Source organism: Roseixanthobacter pseudopolyaromaticivorans (assembly GCF_043195145.2).
Lineage (GTDB): Bacteria > Pseudomonadota > Alphaproteobacteria > Rhizobiales > Xanthobacteraceae > NCEH01.
In genome coordinates this window covers 4,884,129-4,902,074 of the sequence record NZ_CM195539.1, presented here as the reverse complement: position 1 = coordinate 4,902,074, position 17,946 = coordinate 4,884,129, and the positions used below count along the sequence as shown (strand labels likewise).

The following is a 17,946-nucleotide window of genomic DNA, read 5'->3' as shown; positions in this document are numbered from 1 at the left end:
AGCTTAGCCTGTTCTTGTGCAGCGCCCACCTGCCACCTGGCGAACCTATGTCATGCGCACTCTGCGTCCAGATCAAACCGTGACCATGCAGGACCAAAGAGAGGGAGGCGGTATGCGAGCCCCTCATCGCAGGGACATTTCCGCACGCCAGGATCTTCTGGGTAAGGAATTGCGCCAGCTGTTCGATGAATTCACCCAGGAAGACGTGCCCGACGATTTGTTGCGCCTCGCGCAGCAATTGCAGGGTGCTGTCGCTGCTCGAACCGATACCGGACCGAGCAGCGAAGACCCGTCAGCGGTGCCGGAGGCACCGAAGGAAAAAGACGAGGCGTAGCCGCCCGCCCGTCCGTCCGTTAAACAGAAGCGCACGCGACATCCCTTCCCTGATGGGAGGCGGTGCCGCGTATTCGTGCTTCGTTAGGGCAAACCTGAAAGATCACAGCACAATAAGGGCCCCAGGGTGGGGCCTTTATTGTGCTGTTTGCGTTGGGAAAGGAGACGGGTGATCACCCGCTGCAGGTGCAGGTCGGGGGCACCACTAAATTAATGAAGCTTGATAGCCTTATAGGCCGCAGGGCGTATCGCCGTTACGGGCCTCGGAAGTGCCAAACCTCAGGTGGAGGAGGTGCTGGTGATCCGAGCGGCGGACATGGCCAGGGCGTCGCCCTCCACCACGTCAGCCGTATCTTCCGCGCCCATAAGGGTCAGCAGCTTGGCGCGGGCGCGATTGACCCGGCTTTTGATGGTACCGAGCGCGCATCCGCAGACATCGGCCGCCTCCTCATAGGAGAGACCCGCCGCGCCGACGAGCACAAGCGCTTCACGCTGGTCCGCGGGCAGCAATTCCAACGCTTCCTTGAGGCTGGTCAGCGTGACCGCCCATTCCTGCCCAGGTCCCATGTTGGAATCCTGCTGGGCCAGCATCGCCATGCCGTCATTCTCACGCCGGCGTTTGCGGATCTCGGTATAATAAGTGTTGCGTAGGATGGTGAAGAGCCACGCGCGCAAGTTCGTTCCGGGGTCGAACTTGTCGATATTCGACAGCGCCTTCAGCAGAGTCTCCTGCACCAGATCGTCCGCTTCCGTCCGATTCCGTGTCAGGGAGCGCGCGAAGGCACGCAAGGCCGGTAGAAGTTCAAGCACCTGCGTGCGCAGGTCGAAAACCACGGGGGCGGAAGTCTCGGTGTCAGCATCCATGGGAGTTCTGGTTTCCGCTTCCTTTGGATGACACATCGATGCGTCCACGATCCTCTCCTCCCGACCGGCACACAATGCGCCCAGATGAAAGCAGCACGGCTGAACCCGACCTGGTCGGTGCAGACGTCCCGGAACCGTGGCAATGGCGAGGTGTACCATCCCTTCCTTCACCACCTAACGCACGGCGCGAGGTGAAGTTCCCGAAATGCCAGCAAAAATGCGCCGGATTCGCAAAAAGAAACGGGGAAGCCGGGTCGGCCTCCCCGCTCAGGCAAAACTAATCCCGGCTGGCTCTCACGACCGTCCGGAATGGGAGGCTTGGCCGCCTTTTTGGCCCGCCTGCGAAGCCAACGAGCGATCGCGCGAGAAGCTGCGATCCTCGTCCGCCACGCTCTGGCCGCCCTTGCGCCCCGCGGCGGAGGCCAAAGCGCGATCCTGGGAAAAGCTGCGCTTTTCCGCCGGCACGCTTTCGCCGCCCTTCCGGGCGATGGCACGCTGCTTTTCGGCGTCCATCGCCGCAAAGCCGCGGTTGGACGAGCCCTTTCCTTGAGCCTTCGTCATCTCCTCGCTCCTTAGCGTTGGGGGAATGAGCCCTTCCTGAGACTCCTCCACACAACGAGCGGGAGCGGCTGAGGTTCCGACTAAAGACAAGGAACCGTCGTTATCCTGGTGCCGTACATGGGAAAAGGTATGAAACTACGTTGCCGCCCGATGAACCTGGCGGGGCGGAAAGCGCACGATCACCCGCGCACCGGTCGGGCTCTCCTCCGTGGTGATGGAGCCGCCCATCTGCCGCGCGAAGCCATAGGCGAGGTCCGCATTTCCCTCCGCCAGGCGATCCCCGAGCGGCTCGCCGATTTCGATGCGCAATGCGATCAGGTCTGCCTCCTGCATCGCGTGCAGGGCGATGCGCACCGGCCCGCGCCCCTTGCTGACGGACAGGGCCATAACGATTTCCGAGAGCATCAGGGCCAATGGCACCGCAAGATCCGTGGACAAGGTGACGTCCTCGGCATCGACGATCACCATCACATTGCGGTCGGATGAGCCTTCCAGCAGCGCCCCGAGCTCGCGCAGCAGCTCGCGCAGGCGCACTTCCGATCCCTCATTCGCTTCGAACAGGATCCGGTGCACCACGGCGAGCGTGTTCACTCGGGTACGCAATTGCTCGAAGCGGCGACGGTCCGGCCCCTGCGGGATGCCCGAGCCGTACAGGCTGAGCAGGCTCACCACCACCTGGAGCGAATTCTTGATGCGGTGGTGGATCTCGCGAACCAGTGCGGTCTTCTGCGCCAAAGCTTCGCGCAGCTTGCCATCGCGCTCTCGCACCGCCAGGGCCATGTCCTCGATGGCGTTGCCCAGCACCCGGAACTCGCTCGGCGCATCACCCATGCGCGAGGGGCGAAAGCCGTAATGGCCCTGGGCATACACGGCGGTGACCCGGCGAAGGTACAGCAACCATTGCAACACGATACGGTCGGTTGCCAGCCATATGGCAACGATGGTGAACAGCACCATGACGACCGGTAGAACAAAGCTGACCGCGACATGCAGAGTGGTCCAGGCGAACAATTGGTCGGTCGGCTTCGCAAAGGCGACCCGCAGCCCCTGCCGATCCAGCGGGGCTGTGGCGAAGGTCCAGGAGCGGCCGGACTCGTCCTTCGCTTCTTCGAGCGAACCGGACGCCTGCACGGCGGCATGGTCGGCGAACAGGCGGCGGGAAATGCCGGGCGCGTTCGAGACCAGCTCCGTCCCATCGTCGTCCAGAACCGCGGCGACGCCATCGCTGAGCGGCGTCTCCCGCTTCAGGAGATTATCGAGCCATCCCGCATCGATGGCGATGGTAATCGCTCCCTCGAACAGGCCGGTCTCTCCGTAAAGAGGAAGGGTGGCGGCGAGAATCTGCTGGCGGGTGATCGGGCTCAGCATGCGGTGGCTGATGACGAACGCTTTGCTGGACACCACCTCGCGCCACCATTCTCGCCCTGAGAGATCCTGGCCCGGCGAGGCAAGCGCGGAGCACGCCACGAGCCCGTCCTTGCTGATGAGTGCGATATTGGAGGCAAACGGCAGGCTCAGGGTGGCGCCGTACAAGGTCGGCGCGCACTCGCTGCCCGCTGCCCGCACAGCCTGCACATTCTTGAGGGCCTGCAGCACATTCTCGGCGGAGGCGAAGACATTCTGCTGGCTGCCGGCGCCGGCGATGGCGCCCTGGAGAAGCCGATGCTGGGCTTCTTCTCCGGCACGGCGCAATTGCAGGACCCCCTGCAACATGCTTGCGGAGGCAATCGGCGTGATCGCGAGCAGGATCACCACCAGGAGCCCGCGTCGAACGCTATCGAGCAAATGACGCGGCTGACCCACCGCAGAAGCGAAGATCGCCGCCCGTTCGCGATGACGCGCCCGAGCCGCCTCGCCTCTTACCCACCACATGCCTCGCTCCGCGGTTCGGCCTTCACTGACCACCCCACCCGGCCGCTGCGCCAGGTCCGATCCTGCTGCTTCACGGAACAGTTCATAGGCCGGCGCTGAAGCTCCACGGGATGCTGCATTGCCGACCAACCGCGTCTATAATGCCCGGAAGTGCTAGAAAGTTCCTATTAGCGGGAACTTTTCCCGCACGGCCGCGTTACCAGGGACCTGTCCCGAGGCGAGAGAGCATGCCACAGCAACAGCTCATCAAGCAGCTTCCTTATTTGCGCCGTTACGCCCGTGCGCTTCTTGGTTCCCAGAAAGCCGGAGACGGCATCGTTCAGGCGACCCTCCAGGGGATTCTCAACTCAACGGTGCCGCTGGATCTCTCGGTATCGCCCAGGGTCGCGCTTTACCAGGCGTTCCACCACGTGTGGTCCCAACGGCCGTCGGGCAGTGCTGCGGTGGCGAGCCGGGCTGACCAGCGCCTGCAACTTTTGGATTCGTCGTCCCGCGTGGCATTGCTGCTGACCGCGATGGAGGGATTCTCGTTCGCAGAGGCCGCCTCCATTCTCCAGATCTCACTCGACGAAGTGGAGGCCCAGGTGGTCGCCGCCCAGCAGGAGATCGACGAGCAGCTCGCTACGCGCGTCCTCATCATCGAAGACGAATGGGTGATCGCGCTCGACCTGAAAACCCTGGTGACGGAACTCGGGCACGAAGTGGTCGGGGTCGCGCCCACCCACTCGAAAGCCGTGGAGCTGGCCCAGCAGAGCGATTTCGGACTCGTACTGGCCGACATCCAGCTGGCGGACGGTTCCTCCGGAATCGACGCGGTCACCGACATCCTCCAGACCTTCAACGTGCCGGTGATTTTCATCACGGCGTTCCCGGATCGCCTGTTGACCGGCGAGCGGCCAGAGCCGACCTACCTCATCACCAAGCCGTTCCTCAGCGAGACGGTGAAGGCGACCATCGCCCAAGCGCTGTTCTTCCATGAGGCCCGCACGCTCGGGCCGGAAGCACGCACCGCCTGAGGCGGCCTCCCGGCGCCGGGCTTCACCGGCGCCTACCCGCCCATGCCCCGGCCTTCCCTCCCCCTGGGGAGGGATACCGGACCTCCAAACCTCAAAATCTGGAACTGTGCAGCGGCGGCCGCGTTGTGTGCGCGAGCGGGTGAAACCCGCGCGACAGCTTCCACACAGCGGAGATAAGAGCATGGTCGATCAGCCGGACGCGAACCCCGGAAAGCCCTTCGACGCCGGCGTGGAGCCGAGCCTCGCGGACCTGCGGCAGGATCTCGAGAAACTGCGGGCCGATTTCGCGCAGCTTGTGACCACCCTCGGCAAGACCGCCCGCCATGGCGTGCGAGGCGCGGCCGGTGATGCCGAAGCCGCCGCGGACGAGATGACCGAGTGGGCCGAAGGACAGGTGGAAACCCTGCGCGAACGCATCGTGGCCCAGCCGCTCGCCGCATGTGCCATCGCGGCAGGCGCTGGGGCCCTGCTCGGCCAGTTGCTGGTTCGGCGGTGAATGCAATGGCAGCCCGCGCGCTGCTGATCTTCCTCGCCGCCGGTTTCCTCTGGATCGGCGGGGCCTTCCTGGCCATCTGCCTCTATCAGGCGCTGAGCAACCATTACGATCCGACGCTGGCAGCCCTTTTCACCGCCCTCGCGGGCTTCGTGGTTGCGGGCATGTTCGCAGGCATCGCCATGTCCGGTCGTCGCAGCCAGGGCATCGCCCCACTTTCGCTGGGCGCGTTCACCTCGGTGACGCGCATTGCCGAGCGTCATCCCATCGCGACGGTGGCCGTCGCGGCGCTGATCGGTGTCGGTCAGGCGATCCTGTTCGGCCGGCGCCGTTAGGCCGTCGGGCGGGGCGGGAAGTCCGGACCGCAAAGCGCTTCAGCTGCGTCGAAGCCGCATGAAGAAAAGGCCCCTCTCGGGAGGGGCCTTTTTCATTGGATGATTCCGCGACTGAAGAAATGCCGGTGGTGCAATGCGAAAAAAATCGACTGAGCATGTGCGGCGCTATGGAACCCTGCTCCTGCGCCGGCGTTTGACCAGTCGAGCGGCGGACGTGGCGGAGGTTTTCACCCCCTTCCCCTCCCCCCAGCTTCCGGCATAGCCGCCGCTCGCCCCCCATTCTTGGATTGATCGTCTGCTTTCGCAGGAACGTCGCCTCGCGCTTGGCTACGCCAGGCGCTAATCCGTTCCGACTGAAAAGCCGAGGGTCTCCAACGCCCGGCGCAAGGCGGCTGTGTCATAGGGCTTGGTCACCAGGGCGACCTCGGCGACGGTGGTGAAAATGTCCCTCAGCTCCCCAAGGCCATAGCCGCTCGCCACGATGATCGGCAAATTTCCCTCGCGCCCGCGCAACTCCAGCACGAGCGCCTCGCCCCGCATATCTGGCAGGCCAAGGTCCACGACCGCGAGGGCATAGCCACCAGGGCGGTCGGCGAGATGCGACAGGGCTGCAGCTGCCGAGGCGGCCTCGACCACTTCGAACCCCTCGTCGGCCAGGATCTGGCCCGCGACCATCGCAACGAACGGTTCGTCTTCGACCAGCAGGGCAACACCCCGCGGCTGAGGCGTGTGGGACACGTCTTACCCTTTCATCGTTCGGGCCGATCCTTCGCCCAGCGCGACCGCTCCGCATGGGGAACGATAACACCTTCGCAGGAACGTGGGGATAGAGCCCGGGGCAACGGCATGCCGCTGCGAAAATTTCAAAAGAAAGGGGCAGGCGCCTTTCGGCACCCACCCCCATGTGTTTGCCCGGTGTCGGGTTTTAGCGCGCGGACGGCGTCGTGGTCGCAGGCGCACCAGCCGTGCCGCCGGCTGAAGCCGGGGTGGGCGCGGCCGCCGTATATTCCTTGAATGCCGGCGCGGCCTTGAGTTCGTCCTTCGACTTGCGCAGCACCAGGCTGTCGCCGCTGTTGTTGCGCACCAGTTCGAGCGCGTTGAACGGCACCGCGACATCCTTTTCGCCGACCCCGAGGAAGCCGCCGACGCCGATCACCGCGCCCACGACGGCGCCGTTGCGATCCAGAAGGACGTCATTGACCTCGCCCAGGCTTTCATCGCCCGAGCCGCGCACCTTGGTGCCGATCAGGTTGGTCGCGAGCCACTGCTCTTGCTTCTGGCTCTCGATGAAAGCCGTGGAGCCGGAGGGCGCGGACGGGGTCGCACTGGCGCCCGACGAAGGCATGGTCGACGTCGAAGGGGTCGCAGAAGGCGCGCTCGTCGAGGGCGCGGTGGGCGCTGCACTCGGCGGCGTGGCCGTTTGGGCAAAGGCAGGGCCGGCCAGAAGCGCGGCCAGGGCTGTGACGGTGAGCATCTTCGTGTTCATGACAAACTCCGTTCTCTAGCGCCGCGTTCAGCGCGGGATTACGGAGAAAACAACGTGGCCATGGCAGCTATGTTCCCAACCAGCGCCAATCACACCCGCGTACATGACAGAATTCCACTTATCTCATTCTCCTCTCAATCCAAACTAACGGCAAAGCTTATGTTATTTACTGTACCGGCTCAACCTTATGCAACACACATCATATATTCCTCTAGGGAATGTATAAATCTGGCGGGAAATTCGGGCACGTGAACGTGTAGGAACAGCGCACCCCTGGATCTGTTGGTATTTTGAAATCACAAGCGCGTAAGAGCGGTGGACGAGGCGAGCAATCGTCACGACATCCTGCGGAGAACGAGGTCAAAATGCGTTTCTTCATCATCGCCACCGCCGCCCTCCTGGTGGCCGCCCCTGCGGTGGCCCAGGTGCAGCGGGTGCAGCCCTACCAGACCCAGACCATGCCGTATCCCGGCGTGCCCGGGCAAAACACCTCGCCGCCGGCCCCCCGCCAGCAGATGATCGCGCCCCCGCCCAAGCCGCCACGCCCCTCGACCGGCGACGCGGCGAACCGCATCCAGGGCTCGACGCGCAAGCCGCTTCCGAACGTCAACGGCGAGTGACCGGAATGTCACAGGTTGGAACTTTTCCTTTCAGGACAAGTCCTTCCGCTGCAACGACTTGCAAGGACACCTGACCCCATGGCAACTGGATCAGAGCCACGGTCAGGGGGTCACATGTTCCGCGCGCTGTCCGACTTCATCACAGAGATCACCGGCGGCCATCGCGACGCCAGCGCGTTCGTGGAGAACGACTACCGCCTCGCGGCCGCGGTGCTTCTCGTGCATGTCATGTCCATCGACGGCGCCGTAACCGACGACGAGCGCAGCGTTCTCAAACGCGTTCTGGCGACACGATTCGACCTTGCGGATTCCGAAACCGACACCCTGGTCGAACTCGCGATCGCGCGGGACGCCGAAGCGGTTGATCTCTATTCTTTTACCAGCGTCCTGAATCGCGCCCTGGATGAGGAGGGGCGCGAACGGATCGTGGAGATGATGTTCGAAGTCGCTTATGCCGATGGCGGATTGTCCGAATTCGAGGATAATCTGGTGTGGCGCGCCGCCGAATTGCTCAATGTCAGCTCGCGCGAGCGGGTGCGCATTCGCCGGGCAGTCCGGGACGACACGGAAACAGAAGGTGGACAAAGCACTTAACGAGGACGGAGCGGAGATCGACAGCGGTACGGCCGCCTCGGATACGGGGCGCATGCTGGTCATTCTTCACCAGGCGCATTCGCGGCCCGGACGCATCGGCGAACGGCTGGAGCAGCGCGGCTACACGCTCGACATTCGACGGCCGGCCCTGGGTGAGGCTTTGCCCGCCCATCTCGACGGCCACGCCGGCGTCGTCGTGTTTGGCGGCCCCATGAGCGTCAACGACCCGCTGCCTTGGATGCGAGACGAAATCGACTTCGTGGGCAAGGCCATGGCGGCCGACACCCCGCTACTCGGCGTATGCCTCGGCGCGCAGATCATGGCGGTGCAATTGGGGGCGAAGGTGTCGCGCCACGCGGAAGGCATGAGCGAAATCGGCTATTATCCGCTCGTTCCCACCGAACTCGGCCGCGATCTCCTGCCCTGGCCAAGCCATGTCTATCATTGGCATTCGGAAGGGTTCGACCTGCCCCACGGCAGCGACCTATTAGCGCAGGGCGAGACGTTTCCGAACCAGGCGTTCCGCCATGGGCACAACGCGTTCGGCCTTCAGTTCCATCCCGAGGTTACCCAGGACATGATGTGCCGCTGGGCCACCCGGGGGGCGCACCATCTCACCAAGCCGGGCGCCCAGCCAGGCGAGGCACATCTCGCCGGCTGGAGTCGCTATGACCCCGCCGTGTGCCATTGGCTGGATTGCTTCCTCGACAGCTGGCTCGGCCTGACCATGCCGACCCCGCCGCGGTAGCGCGAAGCCACGCCCTTCACCTCATGGCGTAGCGTCACAGGTTCCGGGTTAGCTGCGGTGGGTGTCGCGCTTTCTGGTCCGTGCGCTCTTGAAATCCCAGTTTTATCCGACCGCGCCCTTGCGTCCGGCGGAACGATGGACAACGCTTCGCGCCCACGTCGGCATGCGCCGCGGGAGATGGGGCGAGGGATGCAGGTTCGCGGCAGGCACGCGCCGGCAAAAGCGGCCGAGTACGGCGCATGCGGTCTCTGCCGCGGTCCGCACGAAGGCGCCCTCCCCCAAACATGGTCCGGCGGACCCCGCCCATGAGCCGAGAAGGTAGCGCCTATCGGCGGTCCATCCGTTCGGTGACCATCATCGGGCTGATCGGCGCCCTGCTCTCGGTCGCCATTGTCATGGCGGTCGGCATCGCGAGCTTCCGCGAGTTCGCGACCGGCAATCACATGCGGGAAGATCTGCTCTATTCCACCGCCCTGCGCGCCCAATTGCAGCGGATCTATGAGGAATTGCTGACAGCCGAGGCCGGCGGCCTCGGCTATGTGGTGACCGGCCGCGACGAATTCCTCGCTCCCCTGGAGCGGGTGCGCGCCGATATTCGCGGCGAGATAGACGCGCTCGCCCAATTGTCGGCGGAGCGCCCGCAGCATGCCGTTTCGCTCGGCGAGCTGGCCCGCTATGCCGATCAGGAAATGCGGCTGCTCGCCGACATGGTGGACACGCGCAATGCCTCCGGCGCGCTCGCCGCCTCCAATGTCTTGGAGACCCGCCGCGGCAAGGCGCTCATGGATCGCATCCGCCAGGTGGTGGAACAGGTGCGCAACGCCGAGGTCGCGGCCATCGAGCGCAAGACCTATGAGGTGCGCATCGCCGGCCAGCGCACCAAACGCACTCTGCTGCTGCTGCTGGCGGCCGCCATCACGGTGGTGGGTGGCTCCAGCCTGGTGATGATCGCCCATCTGGTCGGGCGCCGCCGCGCCGAGCTGGCGCTCTCCGATACGCTGGCACGCCACCGCGCGATCCTCGCCAGCGCCATGGACGCCATCGTCGTCATCACCAGCAAGGGCATCATCGAGACCGCGAATCCGGTCACCACCCGCATGTTCGGCTGGTCGCCGGAAGAGCTGACGGGACGTCATCTCGGGCTGCTGTTCGTGCTGGGCGAGGGGCGCAGCGAAGCCGACCTGCTCCAGCGACTGGAAAATTTCGCGCTTGAAGGCGGCCATGCGCAGGAACTCACCGGCCGTCGCAAGAACGGCACGACCTTTCCGATCGACGTGGCCGTGGGCCAGATGCGGGAAAGCGACGGCAACCGCCTGGTGGCGATCCTGCACGATGTCAGCGAGCGCAAGCGCGCCGAGATCATGAAGAATGATTTCGTCTCCACGGTCAGCCATGAATTGCGCACGCCGCTCACCTCCATCGCCGGTTCGCTCGGCCTGCTGGATGCGGGCGCGGCCGGGCCGCTTTCGGATGCCGCCAAGCGGCTGGTCGGCATCGCCCACCAGAACAGCCGGCGCCTGGTGCGCCTGATCAACGACATTCTCGACATCGAGAAGATGCAGTCCGCCTCCGTCGCCTTCGCGCGGGCGCCGGTTTCGGTGGCGCAGGTGGCGCGCGAAGCCATCGACCAGAACACCGCCTATGCCGACGAGCACCGGGTCCATCTCGCCCTCGACATCCAGGAGGGAGATTCCACGGTGGTGGGCGACCACGACCGCCTGATCCAGGTGTTGACCAATCTGATTTCCAATGCCGTGAAGTTCTCACCCGTGGACGGCATCGTCCGCCTCAAGGTGGAACGCCACGGCGAGATCGTGCGCGCCTCGGTGCAGGACCACGGCGCCGGCATTCCCAAGGCGTTCCGCGCCAATATGTTCACGCGCTTCGCGCAAGCCGACAATTCGGATTCGCGCCAGCGCGGGGGCACCGGGCTGGGCCTCGCCATCGTGAAGGACATCGTCGAGCGCCATGCGGGGCGCGTCTCCTTCGAGACCCATGAGGGATTGGGGACCACCTTCATGGTCGACCTTCCCGCCCGCCTGCCGGTACCCCCGCCCCAAGGCGGGCCATCGGAAGCCCATGTGCTTCTGGTCACCAGCGATGCGGAGCAGCAACACAACATCACAGCCATGCTCAGCGGCCACGGCATCGTGGTGGAGTGCGCCGACACCGCCGCCAAGGCTGAGGGGCACGCGGCCGTGCAGCCCTATTCGGTGATCCTGCTGGCGCTGCGCCTGCGCGATTCCGACGGCATCGCCCTGATCCGCTCCCTGCGCCGCTCCGAGCGCACGCGGACGACGCCGCTGATCCTGCTCTCGCGCAGCGGCAGCGGCGCCGTGGTGGAGGTCGCCGACTGGTTCGACATCCCGCCCGAGCGTGACCGCCTGATCGCCCTGATTTCCCGCAGCGCGGTCCTCGCGCGCGCCGGCTGCGTGCTGCACCTTTCCCAGGGCAACGACTCCCGGCGCGCGGTGGCCACCGCCCTGCGGGACCTGGTGGAGGTTATTCCAGCCGCCGGCCTCGACGATGCGAACGCCATTCTGGCCCAGCGCGACTGCCGCCTGGTGATCGTCGACATGTGGCCGTTCGACCTGTCGCTCGAACATCTCTCGGCTCTATGCCGCTTTTGCGCAGAGAACCACCTGCCGCTGGCGATGCTGTCTCCCCGCACCCATGATCCGCTGATGGCGCGCCGGCTGGATCAAATGTTCCAGAGCGAAGCCGGCGGCCTTGGCACCATGTTCGACGTGGTGATCGACCACATCTCCGGCTCCCCCTCCGGTCCGGGAAGGCCAGGCGCATGACGCTGCACATCCTCTATGTCGACGACGAACCGGACATTCGCGAGATCGTCACGCTCGCGCTCAGCCTCGATCCGCAGATCGGCGTGGCAACGGCGGCCTCCGGAGCGGCCGCGCTGGCGCTCGCGCGAGAAACATCCTTCGACCTGATCCTGCTGGATGTGATGATGCCGTCCATGGACGGCCCCACCACGCTGAAGCAGCTGCAGCAGCACGGGCTCGTGCCGCCCGCCTCTGTCGCATTTGTGACTGCGCGGACCCAGGCTCACGAAATCGCCCATTTCATGACCCTCGGCGCCATCGGCGTGATCGCCAAACCCTTTGACGCCATTCATCTGGCACGTGATGTGCGCGCCCTGATGCAGAAGACGGCGCGCTGAAACACGCCGTTACGTCAACGAACACAACACCTTCGGCCATTTTGATGCGCTGCAAAAAACAAGATGCAGTTAAACGCGTCCGGTTCTATTGTGCGCGCATTGGCTGAGGCCAAGGTGGTTTACGTTACGGGGTATCGGCAACACTTACGGGGACGGACAGATGAACACGCGCGCGCTTCCTCCCACCGTTCGAGGCCTAGGTTATTCACTCCGTGCAACGTCGCCGGACTTTGACGATCTCGGTCCGAAACTTGATGAAGCCGAGCGCCTTGGCGTCGATTTCGTCGAATTGCCCATTTTCGCCTGGACCCTGATCGCGGATTGCAAAATCCTTGAGGATCGGCTCGCGCGCCTCGTGGACGCCACCGCCGGGCGCCCCTTCGGCTACACCGTCCACGGCCCGCTCGCGATCAATCTGATGGAGAAGGGGCCGCGCCTTGCCCGCCACAAGGCGTTGCTGGACGCCGCGATCACGGTCGCCGGAGCCTTGAAAGCGGTCAATCTGGTGGTGCATGCCGGGTGCGTGCGCGACCCCGACGACCATATTCGCGTCGCCTATTCCCGCCAGCGCGAGGCGCTCGCACAGGCCGGCGACCGGGCGGCCGAAGCCGACGTGACCTTGTGCGTGGAAAACGTCTTCCGCTTCGAGGCCATGCGGGAAACCGCCGTCCCCTCGCGCCTCGCCGAGGAAATCGACGCGATCGGCCATCCCTTCGTGCGGGCCACGCTGGACGTGAGCCATGCCTTCCTGCGCTGCACGGACGCCGGCCTCGACCTGCTCACCGAGGTGGCAGTGCTCGCGCCGTTTGCCCGGCACGTGCATGTGCACGACAGCTACGGTCGGCCGCTGGAGAGCTGGACCATCGACGAGGCCGAACGGCTCGCGCTCGGCGAAGGCGATTTGCATCTGCCGGTGGGCTGGGGCTCCATTCCCTGGGACGAGCTTGCCGCGCGCTGCACCTTCGACCCCGGCGCCATCGTCAATCTGGAGCTGCATCGGCGCTATTGGAGCGAGTTGCCGACGCAGATCGAGACCGTGCGGGCCTTGTCGCACCGGCTGGTCACCACCGCCCCCGCGGTTCTGCTCTGAGGCAGCCAGGAAGCTTCATTGTGCCGGGCGGCGCAACGGCTTAGGTTCCCACGACAAGATGATCGGGGGAGAAACATGCCGGGCGCCATCGAACCAAGCACCGTGATGCTCATGCGCCGCTACAGCCTGTTTGGGCTGGTCTCTGGCCTTGCTCTGCTATGCCTGATTTTATCCTTCGCATCGCATCCGGCATGGCTGTTCGTATTCTGCGTGCTGTTTCCGCTGGTGCTGGTGGGCGTATTCGACGTGATGCAGCCGCACCATTCGCTGCTGCGCAACTATCCCGTCATCGGCAGCGTGCGCTGGATCTTCGAGGCGCTGCGCCCCTATCTGCGCCAATACATCGTCGAGGACGATCTGGAGGGTCATCCCTACAATCGCAATGTGCGCAGCCTCGTCTACGCCCGGGCGAAGGGTGAAGAGGACCGCCAGCCCTTCGGCACCGAGCTCGACACCCAGGCGCCGCAATATGAATGGATGACCCATTCGCTGGCGCCCACGCCCGTGGCCAAGACGCCCTTCCGCGTGCAGGTCGGCGGCAAGGATTGCACGAAGCCCTACGCAGCCGCGACGCTGAACATCTCCGCCATGAGCTTCGGCTCGCTCGGCCACAATGCCATCGAGGCGCTCAATCTCGGCGCCAAGCGCGGCGGCTTCTATCACGACACGGGCGAGGGCGGCCTTTCCCCCTATCACCGCATCCATGGCGGCGACATCGTATGGGAGTTGGGCTCGGGCTATTTCGGTTGCCGCAATCGCGACGGCTCCTTCTCGCCCGAGCGTTTCGCGGAGAAGGCCGCCGACCCGCAGGTGAAGATGGTGGAGATCAAGCTCTCCCAGGGCGCCAAGCCCGGCCATGGCGGCGTGCTTCCGGCCGCCAAGGTGACACCGGAGATCGCCGAGATCCGCGGCATCCCGCTGGGCGAGGACTGCATCTCACCCTCGCGCCACCCCGCCTTCTCCACGCCCGCGCAGATGATGGAGTTTGTCGCCCAGCTGCGCGAGCTTTCCGGCGGCAAGCCGGTGGGCATCAAGCTGTGCGTCGGCCATCCGAGCGAAACCTTCGCCATCGTCAAGGCCATGCTGAAAACCGGGATCGCGCCCGACTTCGTGGTGGTGGACGGTTCCGAGGGCGGCACCGGCGCGGCACCGCAGGAACTGGCCGACCATATGGGCATGCCCCTGCGCGAAGGGCTCATCCTCATGCGCAATGCCTTGGTGGGCACCGGAATGCGCGAGCATGTGCGGCTCGCCGCCGCCGGCAAGGTCACCTCCGGCTTCGGCATGGCGGCGAACATGGCGGTGGGCGCAGACTGGTGCAACGCGGCACGGGCCTTCATGTTCTCCCTCGGCTGCGTCATGTCCATGCGCTGCCACACCGGCCAGTGCCCGACCGGCATCACCACCAACGATCCCCATCTGCAGCGCGGCCTCGTGGTCGAAGAGAAGGCGCAGCGGGTGGCGAGCTTCCAGCATCATACGGTGGAAGCCCTGGCCGACCTCATCGCCGCGGCCGGCCTCAATCACCCGAGCGAACTGCTGCCGCACCACATCTGGCATCGCGTGACGCCGGTGCAGGTGCAGCCGCTGGACCGGCTTTATCCCTTCCTCTCCACCGGCGTGCTCAATGAGGCGCCGGAAGACACCCCCTATGCCGCCGAGTGGCGTGCGGCCGACTCCGACAGCTTCGCGCCGCGCGCGACTGTGGGGCCACGCCGCGCGGCGTGAGGCCTTCACGGGCGGCGGCGCCGGATTCCGGCCCGCCCGCGCCTTCCTGCAACCGCGAGCCCGGAGCACTCGGCGGGCGCTTTTTTCCCGCGCGGCCCTCTCTTCCGAGCCGTCCACGCGGCCGGCGCGCGCCACCTTGCGGCAACGCGGCATGCTGCCCATATGGAGAGGCGTCGGGGTGCCTCATGGGGTCCCGATGGATGTGGCCCGGATAGGGTGGCATCCGAACCGCAAAGTCGCTTGATAAGGACTTTGGCTTATGTCGCGGATCTCTTCATTGTCGAACCCCTTCCTTCTGGGTTTCGACGAGGTCGAGCGGGTGCTCGATCGGGTGACCAAGGGGGCCGAGGGTTATCCTCCCTACAATGTGGAGAGGATCGATTCGTCCACCGGCGCGCCGCTCCGGCTGCGGATCACGCTCGCCGTCGCGGGGTTTACCGTCGAACAGCTCGACGTCACCCTCGAAGAGAAGGAACTGACCATTCGTGGCCGCCAGGTCGAGGATGGGGAAGACCGCATCTACCTGCACAGGGGGATCGCGGCCCGTCAGTTCCAGCGCACGTTCGTTCTGGCCGAGGGCATGAATGTGCTCGGCGCCGAATTGCGCAACGGACTTTTGTCCATCGATCTCGTCCGCCCGGAACCGACCCGGCAGGCCAAGCGCATCGACATCGTCGCCCGACCGTGAAGGAACGGAAGGGAAGGCTCGGCGTTGCGGAATGGAGAGGTTGAGAAAATGATCGAGAAGAGCACCACCATCACAAGTGTCGCTCCCATCAGCCCGGAAGCACTCGCGGGCATGGGCGGCGGCGAGATCGCTTATTTGCGGACCATCAAGTCCGAGGATGTGCCCCGCCTGTTTCCCCAGGCGCCGCAGATCGCGCCGGGGCTGACCCTGTTCACCCTGCACGCGGCGGATGGCACGCCCATCATGCTGACCGACAGCCGGGAAGCCGCGCTTGCCAATGCGAGCGAGCACGAACTGATCACGGTCTCGGTGCATTGAGCATCGATTCAGCCGCCGCCGCGGTCCTGCCCATCGCAGGGTGCCGAAGGCGGCGGTTGTTGTCTGCGAACCCAGAACACGCGAGCCGATGAGCCCCTCGTTTTCCCCGCTTGTGAGGCAGGGAAAACACTTTGTCCTGCTCTGATCTCTGCTTAAGCCGCCGCGAGGTCGCGCACGAAGCTCTCCACCTCCCCACGCAGATCATTCGCCTGGGAGGAGAGATCCTGCGAGAGGGTCAACAGCTGGGTGGAGGCTGAGCCGGTGCTCTGGGCTGCGCGACCCACTCCGTCGATATTGCTCGTGACGTCCTGCGTGCCGCTCGCGGCCTGCTGACAGTTCATGGCGATCTCATTGGTCGCGCTGCCCTGTTCCTCGACGGCGCCGGCGATGGAGGAGGAGATCTGCTTCACCTCGGTGATCACGCGGATGATCTCGCCCATCGAAGAGACCGTACCGTCCGTTGCCGCCTGGATTTCCATGACTTTCGCGGAGATATCCGCGGTCGCCTTCCCGGTCTGCGACGCGAGTTCCTTCACCTCGGTGGCCACCACGGCGAAGCCCTTGCCGGCCTCTCCAGCGCGGGCCGCCTCGATGGTGGCATTCAGCGCGAGCAGGTTGGTCTGATCGGCGATTCCCTTGATGAGGTTGATGACGTCGCCAATATCGGTCGCCGCCTTGGCGAGGCCGGTGATGCGATCGTTCGAGGACTCGGCCTCCCGGAACGCGCGGTCGGCGACATCCGCCGAATGGCTGACGCGTCCGGAGATCTCACGGACCGAGGCTGCGAGTTCCTCGGAGGACGCGGCGACGGTCTGCACGTTGCTCGCCGCTTCCTCAGCCGCTGCGGCCACCGACTGCGCCTGACGCGAGGTCTCCTCGGCGGAAGCCGACAGGTTGCGCGCGGATTCGGCGACCTCTTGCGAGGATTGGGCGAAGCCTGCCGCAAGACCCTTCATGCGGCTGACGAAATTTTGCGCCAGTACCTCGCGCCGCTCCAGAGCCTGACGCTCGGCCTCGCGGCGCTGCAGCTGCTCCTCGCGCAGCGCCTCGGCTTCCTTCAACTGCTGACGCAGCAATTCAACCGTATTGCACATGGCGCCGATCTCGTCGCGCCGTTCGGTGCCCGCGACCTCCTGGCTGAGCTTGCCTTCGCCGAGCCCGATCATCACGGTCATAATGCGGCGCAGCGGAGCGACGATGCCTGTGCGTACGACGAAGGCCGACACACCCACCATCAACAGGGTCGCGGCGACGATGATGCCCAGCGTGATCCAGATGGTGTGCTCCGTGCGACGTGCCGTCTCCGCTACGAGGGCGGCGGATTCCTTGATGAGCCGGTCGTTGAAGCCAACGGTAGCCGCGATGACCGCTTCGATCGCGGGTCCGCACGTGTCCGCCATCATCTTGGACGCGAGCTTGATATCTTCATATGTCGATATGCCGGAACCGGTCTTGATGGCCTCGGCGCAGGCACCGGAGACGGTTGCGGCCAGATTTTTCTGCATGGCGCCGATCTCGGCTTTCTTGCCTGGCAAAATAGAAGCCGCTTCGCCCAGCAACACCTCATAATTAGACACCGCCTGCTTAAGGCCCGCTTCCGCCTTGGCGCCGTCTTCCTCCGTCATGGCTACGATGATGTGGTAAATTTCCGCCCGCGCCGTCATCGCCTGACGGGCAGAGCGCGCCATCTTGAACATTGCCTGATCGTAGCCGTCGACGATCCGGCTGTAGGCGTCCTGGATGTCGATCATGCCCGAGGCCGCATACAAGCCACCGGCGAGGCTGGTGAGGCCGAGCGCCGCCAACAAGCTTAAGACCTTGGCCGTCATTGGCAGGTTTGAATACTTGATCATCACGCCATCCCAGCTTCGGCGAGCTCATCCAGGTCCGCACATGCGAATGCCCTTGGGTGAGGTCGGACAGAAAGAAGCCGGAAAATGGGATGTCGGGCTTGCGCGGGCCTTGCGCGGCAGGCCCCCTCGTTCAGCCCCCAAGCGCCGCCGCGAAATTAAGCCGCAC

The 17,946-nt window shown here is 65.0% G+C and carries 19 protein-coding genes; 13 read left to right on the top strand and 6 right to left on the bottom strand.

Annotated features, from left to right (window positions below; genetic code table 11):
• Positions 1–79: 79 nt before the first annotated feature.
• On the top strand, positions 80–334 hold the full coding sequence (locus tag V5F68_RS22865; protein WP_394012982.1) for a hypothetical protein: 255 nt from the start codon (positions 80–82) through the stop codon (positions 332–334).
• A 278-nt stretch (positions 335–612) separates the two neighbouring features.
• Here V5F68_RS22865 and V5F68_RS22860 read toward each other — a convergent pair whose 3' ends face one another.
• From V5F68_RS22860 to V5F68_RS22850, 3 genes are all read right to left on the bottom strand, one after another.
• Entirely contained in the window at positions 613–1,197 is a 585-nt protein-coding gene (locus V5F68_RS22860; protein WP_394012983.1) for a sigma-70 family RNA polymerase sigma factor, read from the bottom strand.
• Between the two features lie 294 nt (positions 1,198–1,491).
• The gene (locus tag V5F68_RS22855; protein WP_348845434.1) at positions 1,492–1,758 is read right to left on the bottom strand and encodes a con-10 family general stress protein; all 267 of its coding nucleotides are present in this window, start codon (positions 1,756–1,758) and stop codon (positions 1,492–1,494) included.
• A 135-nt stretch (positions 1,759–1,893) separates the two neighbouring features.
• A complete protein-coding gene (locus V5F68_RS22850) occupies positions 1,894–3,630 on the bottom strand; it encodes a sensor histidine kinase (RefSeq protein ID WP_394012984.1) in 1,737 nt (578 codons plus the stop codon).
• A 227-nt stretch (positions 3,631–3,857) separates the two neighbouring features.
• Here V5F68_RS22850 and V5F68_RS22845 point away from each other — a divergent pair, with 227 nt between their 5' ends.
• The 3 genes from V5F68_RS22845 (at position 3,858) to V5F68_RS22835 (ending at position 5,474) form a co-directional block, all read left to right on the top strand.
• Positions 3,858–4,646: a response regulator gene (locus V5F68_RS22845; protein ID WP_394012985.1), complete on the top strand. Its 789-nt coding sequence runs from the start codon at positions 3,858–3,860 to the stop codon at positions 4,644–4,646.
• Between the two features lie 181 nt (positions 4,647–4,827).
• A complete protein-coding gene (locus V5F68_RS22840; RefSeq protein ID WP_348845437.1) occupies positions 4,828–5,142 on the top strand; it encodes a hypothetical protein in 315 nt (104 codons plus the stop codon).
• Between the two features lie 5 nt (positions 5,143–5,147).
• Entirely contained in the window at positions 5,148–5,474 is a 327-nt protein-coding gene (locus V5F68_RS22835; RefSeq protein WP_394012986.1) for a hypothetical protein, read from the top strand.
• Positions 5,475–5,813: 339 nt separating this feature from the next.
• On the opposite strand, the gene V5F68_RS22830 is transcribed toward V5F68_RS22835, so the two are convergent.
• Positions 5,814–6,212: a response regulator gene (locus tag V5F68_RS22830; protein WP_394012987.1), complete on the bottom strand. Its 399-nt coding sequence runs from the start codon at positions 6,210–6,212 to the stop codon at positions 5,814–5,816.
• A 187-nt stretch (positions 6,213–6,399) separates the two neighbouring features.
• Positions 6,400–6,960 carry a PRC-barrel domain-containing protein gene (locus tag V5F68_RS22825; protein ID WP_394012988.1) on the bottom strand — a complete coding sequence of 187 codons (561 nt, stop codon included), beginning with the start codon at positions 6,958–6,960 and terminating at the stop codon, positions 6,400–6,402.
• Positions 6,961–7,325: 365 nt separating this feature from the next.
• Between V5F68_RS22825 and V5F68_RS22820 the strand changes: the two genes are divergently transcribed.
• The 9 genes from V5F68_RS22820 to V5F68_RS22780 all read left to right on the top strand — a co-directional run bounded on the left by V5F68_RS22820 (position 7,326) and on the right by V5F68_RS22780 (position 15,927).
• Positions 7,326–7,580 (top strand): hypothetical protein, encoded by a 255-nt coding sequence (locus tag V5F68_RS22820; protein WP_394012989.1) that lies wholly within the window; start codon positions 7,326–7,328, stop codon positions 7,578–7,580.
• A gap of 114 nt (positions 7,581–7,694) precedes the next feature.
• Positions 7,695–8,174, top strand: coding sequence for a tellurite resistance TerB family protein (locus V5F68_RS22815; RefSeq protein WP_394012990.1), 480 nt, complete (start codon positions 7,695–7,697; stop codon positions 8,172–8,174).
• Entirely contained in the window at positions 8,158–8,922 is a 765-nt protein-coding gene (locus V5F68_RS22810) for a glutamine amidotransferase (RefSeq protein WP_394012991.1), read from the top strand. Before V5F68_RS22815 ends, V5F68_RS22810 begins: the two co-directional genes overlap by 17 nt.
• A 305-nt stretch (positions 8,923–9,227) precedes the next feature.
• Positions 9,228–11,726, top strand: coding sequence for an ATP-binding protein (locus V5F68_RS22805; protein WP_394012992.1), 2,499 nt, complete (start codon positions 9,228–9,230; stop codon positions 11,724–11,726).
• Positions 11,723–12,103: a response regulator gene (locus tag V5F68_RS22800; RefSeq protein WP_394012993.1), complete on the top strand. Its 381-nt coding sequence runs from the start codon at positions 11,723–11,725 to the stop codon at positions 12,101–12,103. The genes V5F68_RS22805 and V5F68_RS22800 overlap by 4 nt, the downstream gene beginning before the upstream one ends.
• Before the next feature lie 289 nt (positions 12,104–12,392).
• A complete protein-coding gene (locus V5F68_RS22795) occupies positions 12,393–13,193 on the top strand; it encodes a TIM barrel protein (RefSeq protein WP_509274589.1) in 801 nt (266 codons plus the stop codon).
• A gap of 75 nt (positions 13,194–13,268) precedes the next feature.
• Positions 13,269–14,921: an FMN-binding glutamate synthase family protein gene (locus V5F68_RS22790; RefSeq protein ID WP_394012995.1), complete on the top strand. Its 1,653-nt coding sequence runs from the start codon at positions 13,269–13,271 to the stop codon at positions 14,919–14,921.
• Between the two features lie 259 nt (positions 14,922–15,180).
• Positions 15,181–15,609 carry an Hsp20 family protein gene (locus V5F68_RS22785; protein ID WP_348845448.1) on the top strand — a complete coding sequence of 143 codons (429 nt, stop codon included), beginning with the start codon at positions 15,181–15,183 and terminating at the stop codon, positions 15,607–15,609.
• A 48-nt stretch (positions 15,610–15,657) separates the two neighbouring features.
• Positions 15,658–15,927 (top strand): BQ00720 family protein, encoded by a 270-nt coding sequence (locus V5F68_RS22780; protein ID WP_348845449.1) that lies wholly within the window; start codon positions 15,658–15,660, stop codon positions 15,925–15,927.
• A 152-nt stretch (positions 15,928–16,079) separates the two neighbouring features.
• On the opposite strand, the gene V5F68_RS22775 is transcribed toward V5F68_RS22780, so the two are convergent.
• The gene (locus V5F68_RS22775; protein ID WP_394012996.1) at positions 16,080–17,732 is read right to left on the bottom strand and encodes a methyl-accepting chemotaxis protein; all 1,653 of its coding nucleotides are present in this window, start codon (positions 17,730–17,732) and stop codon (positions 16,080–16,082) included.
• Positions 17,733–17,946 lie beyond the last annotated feature (214 nt).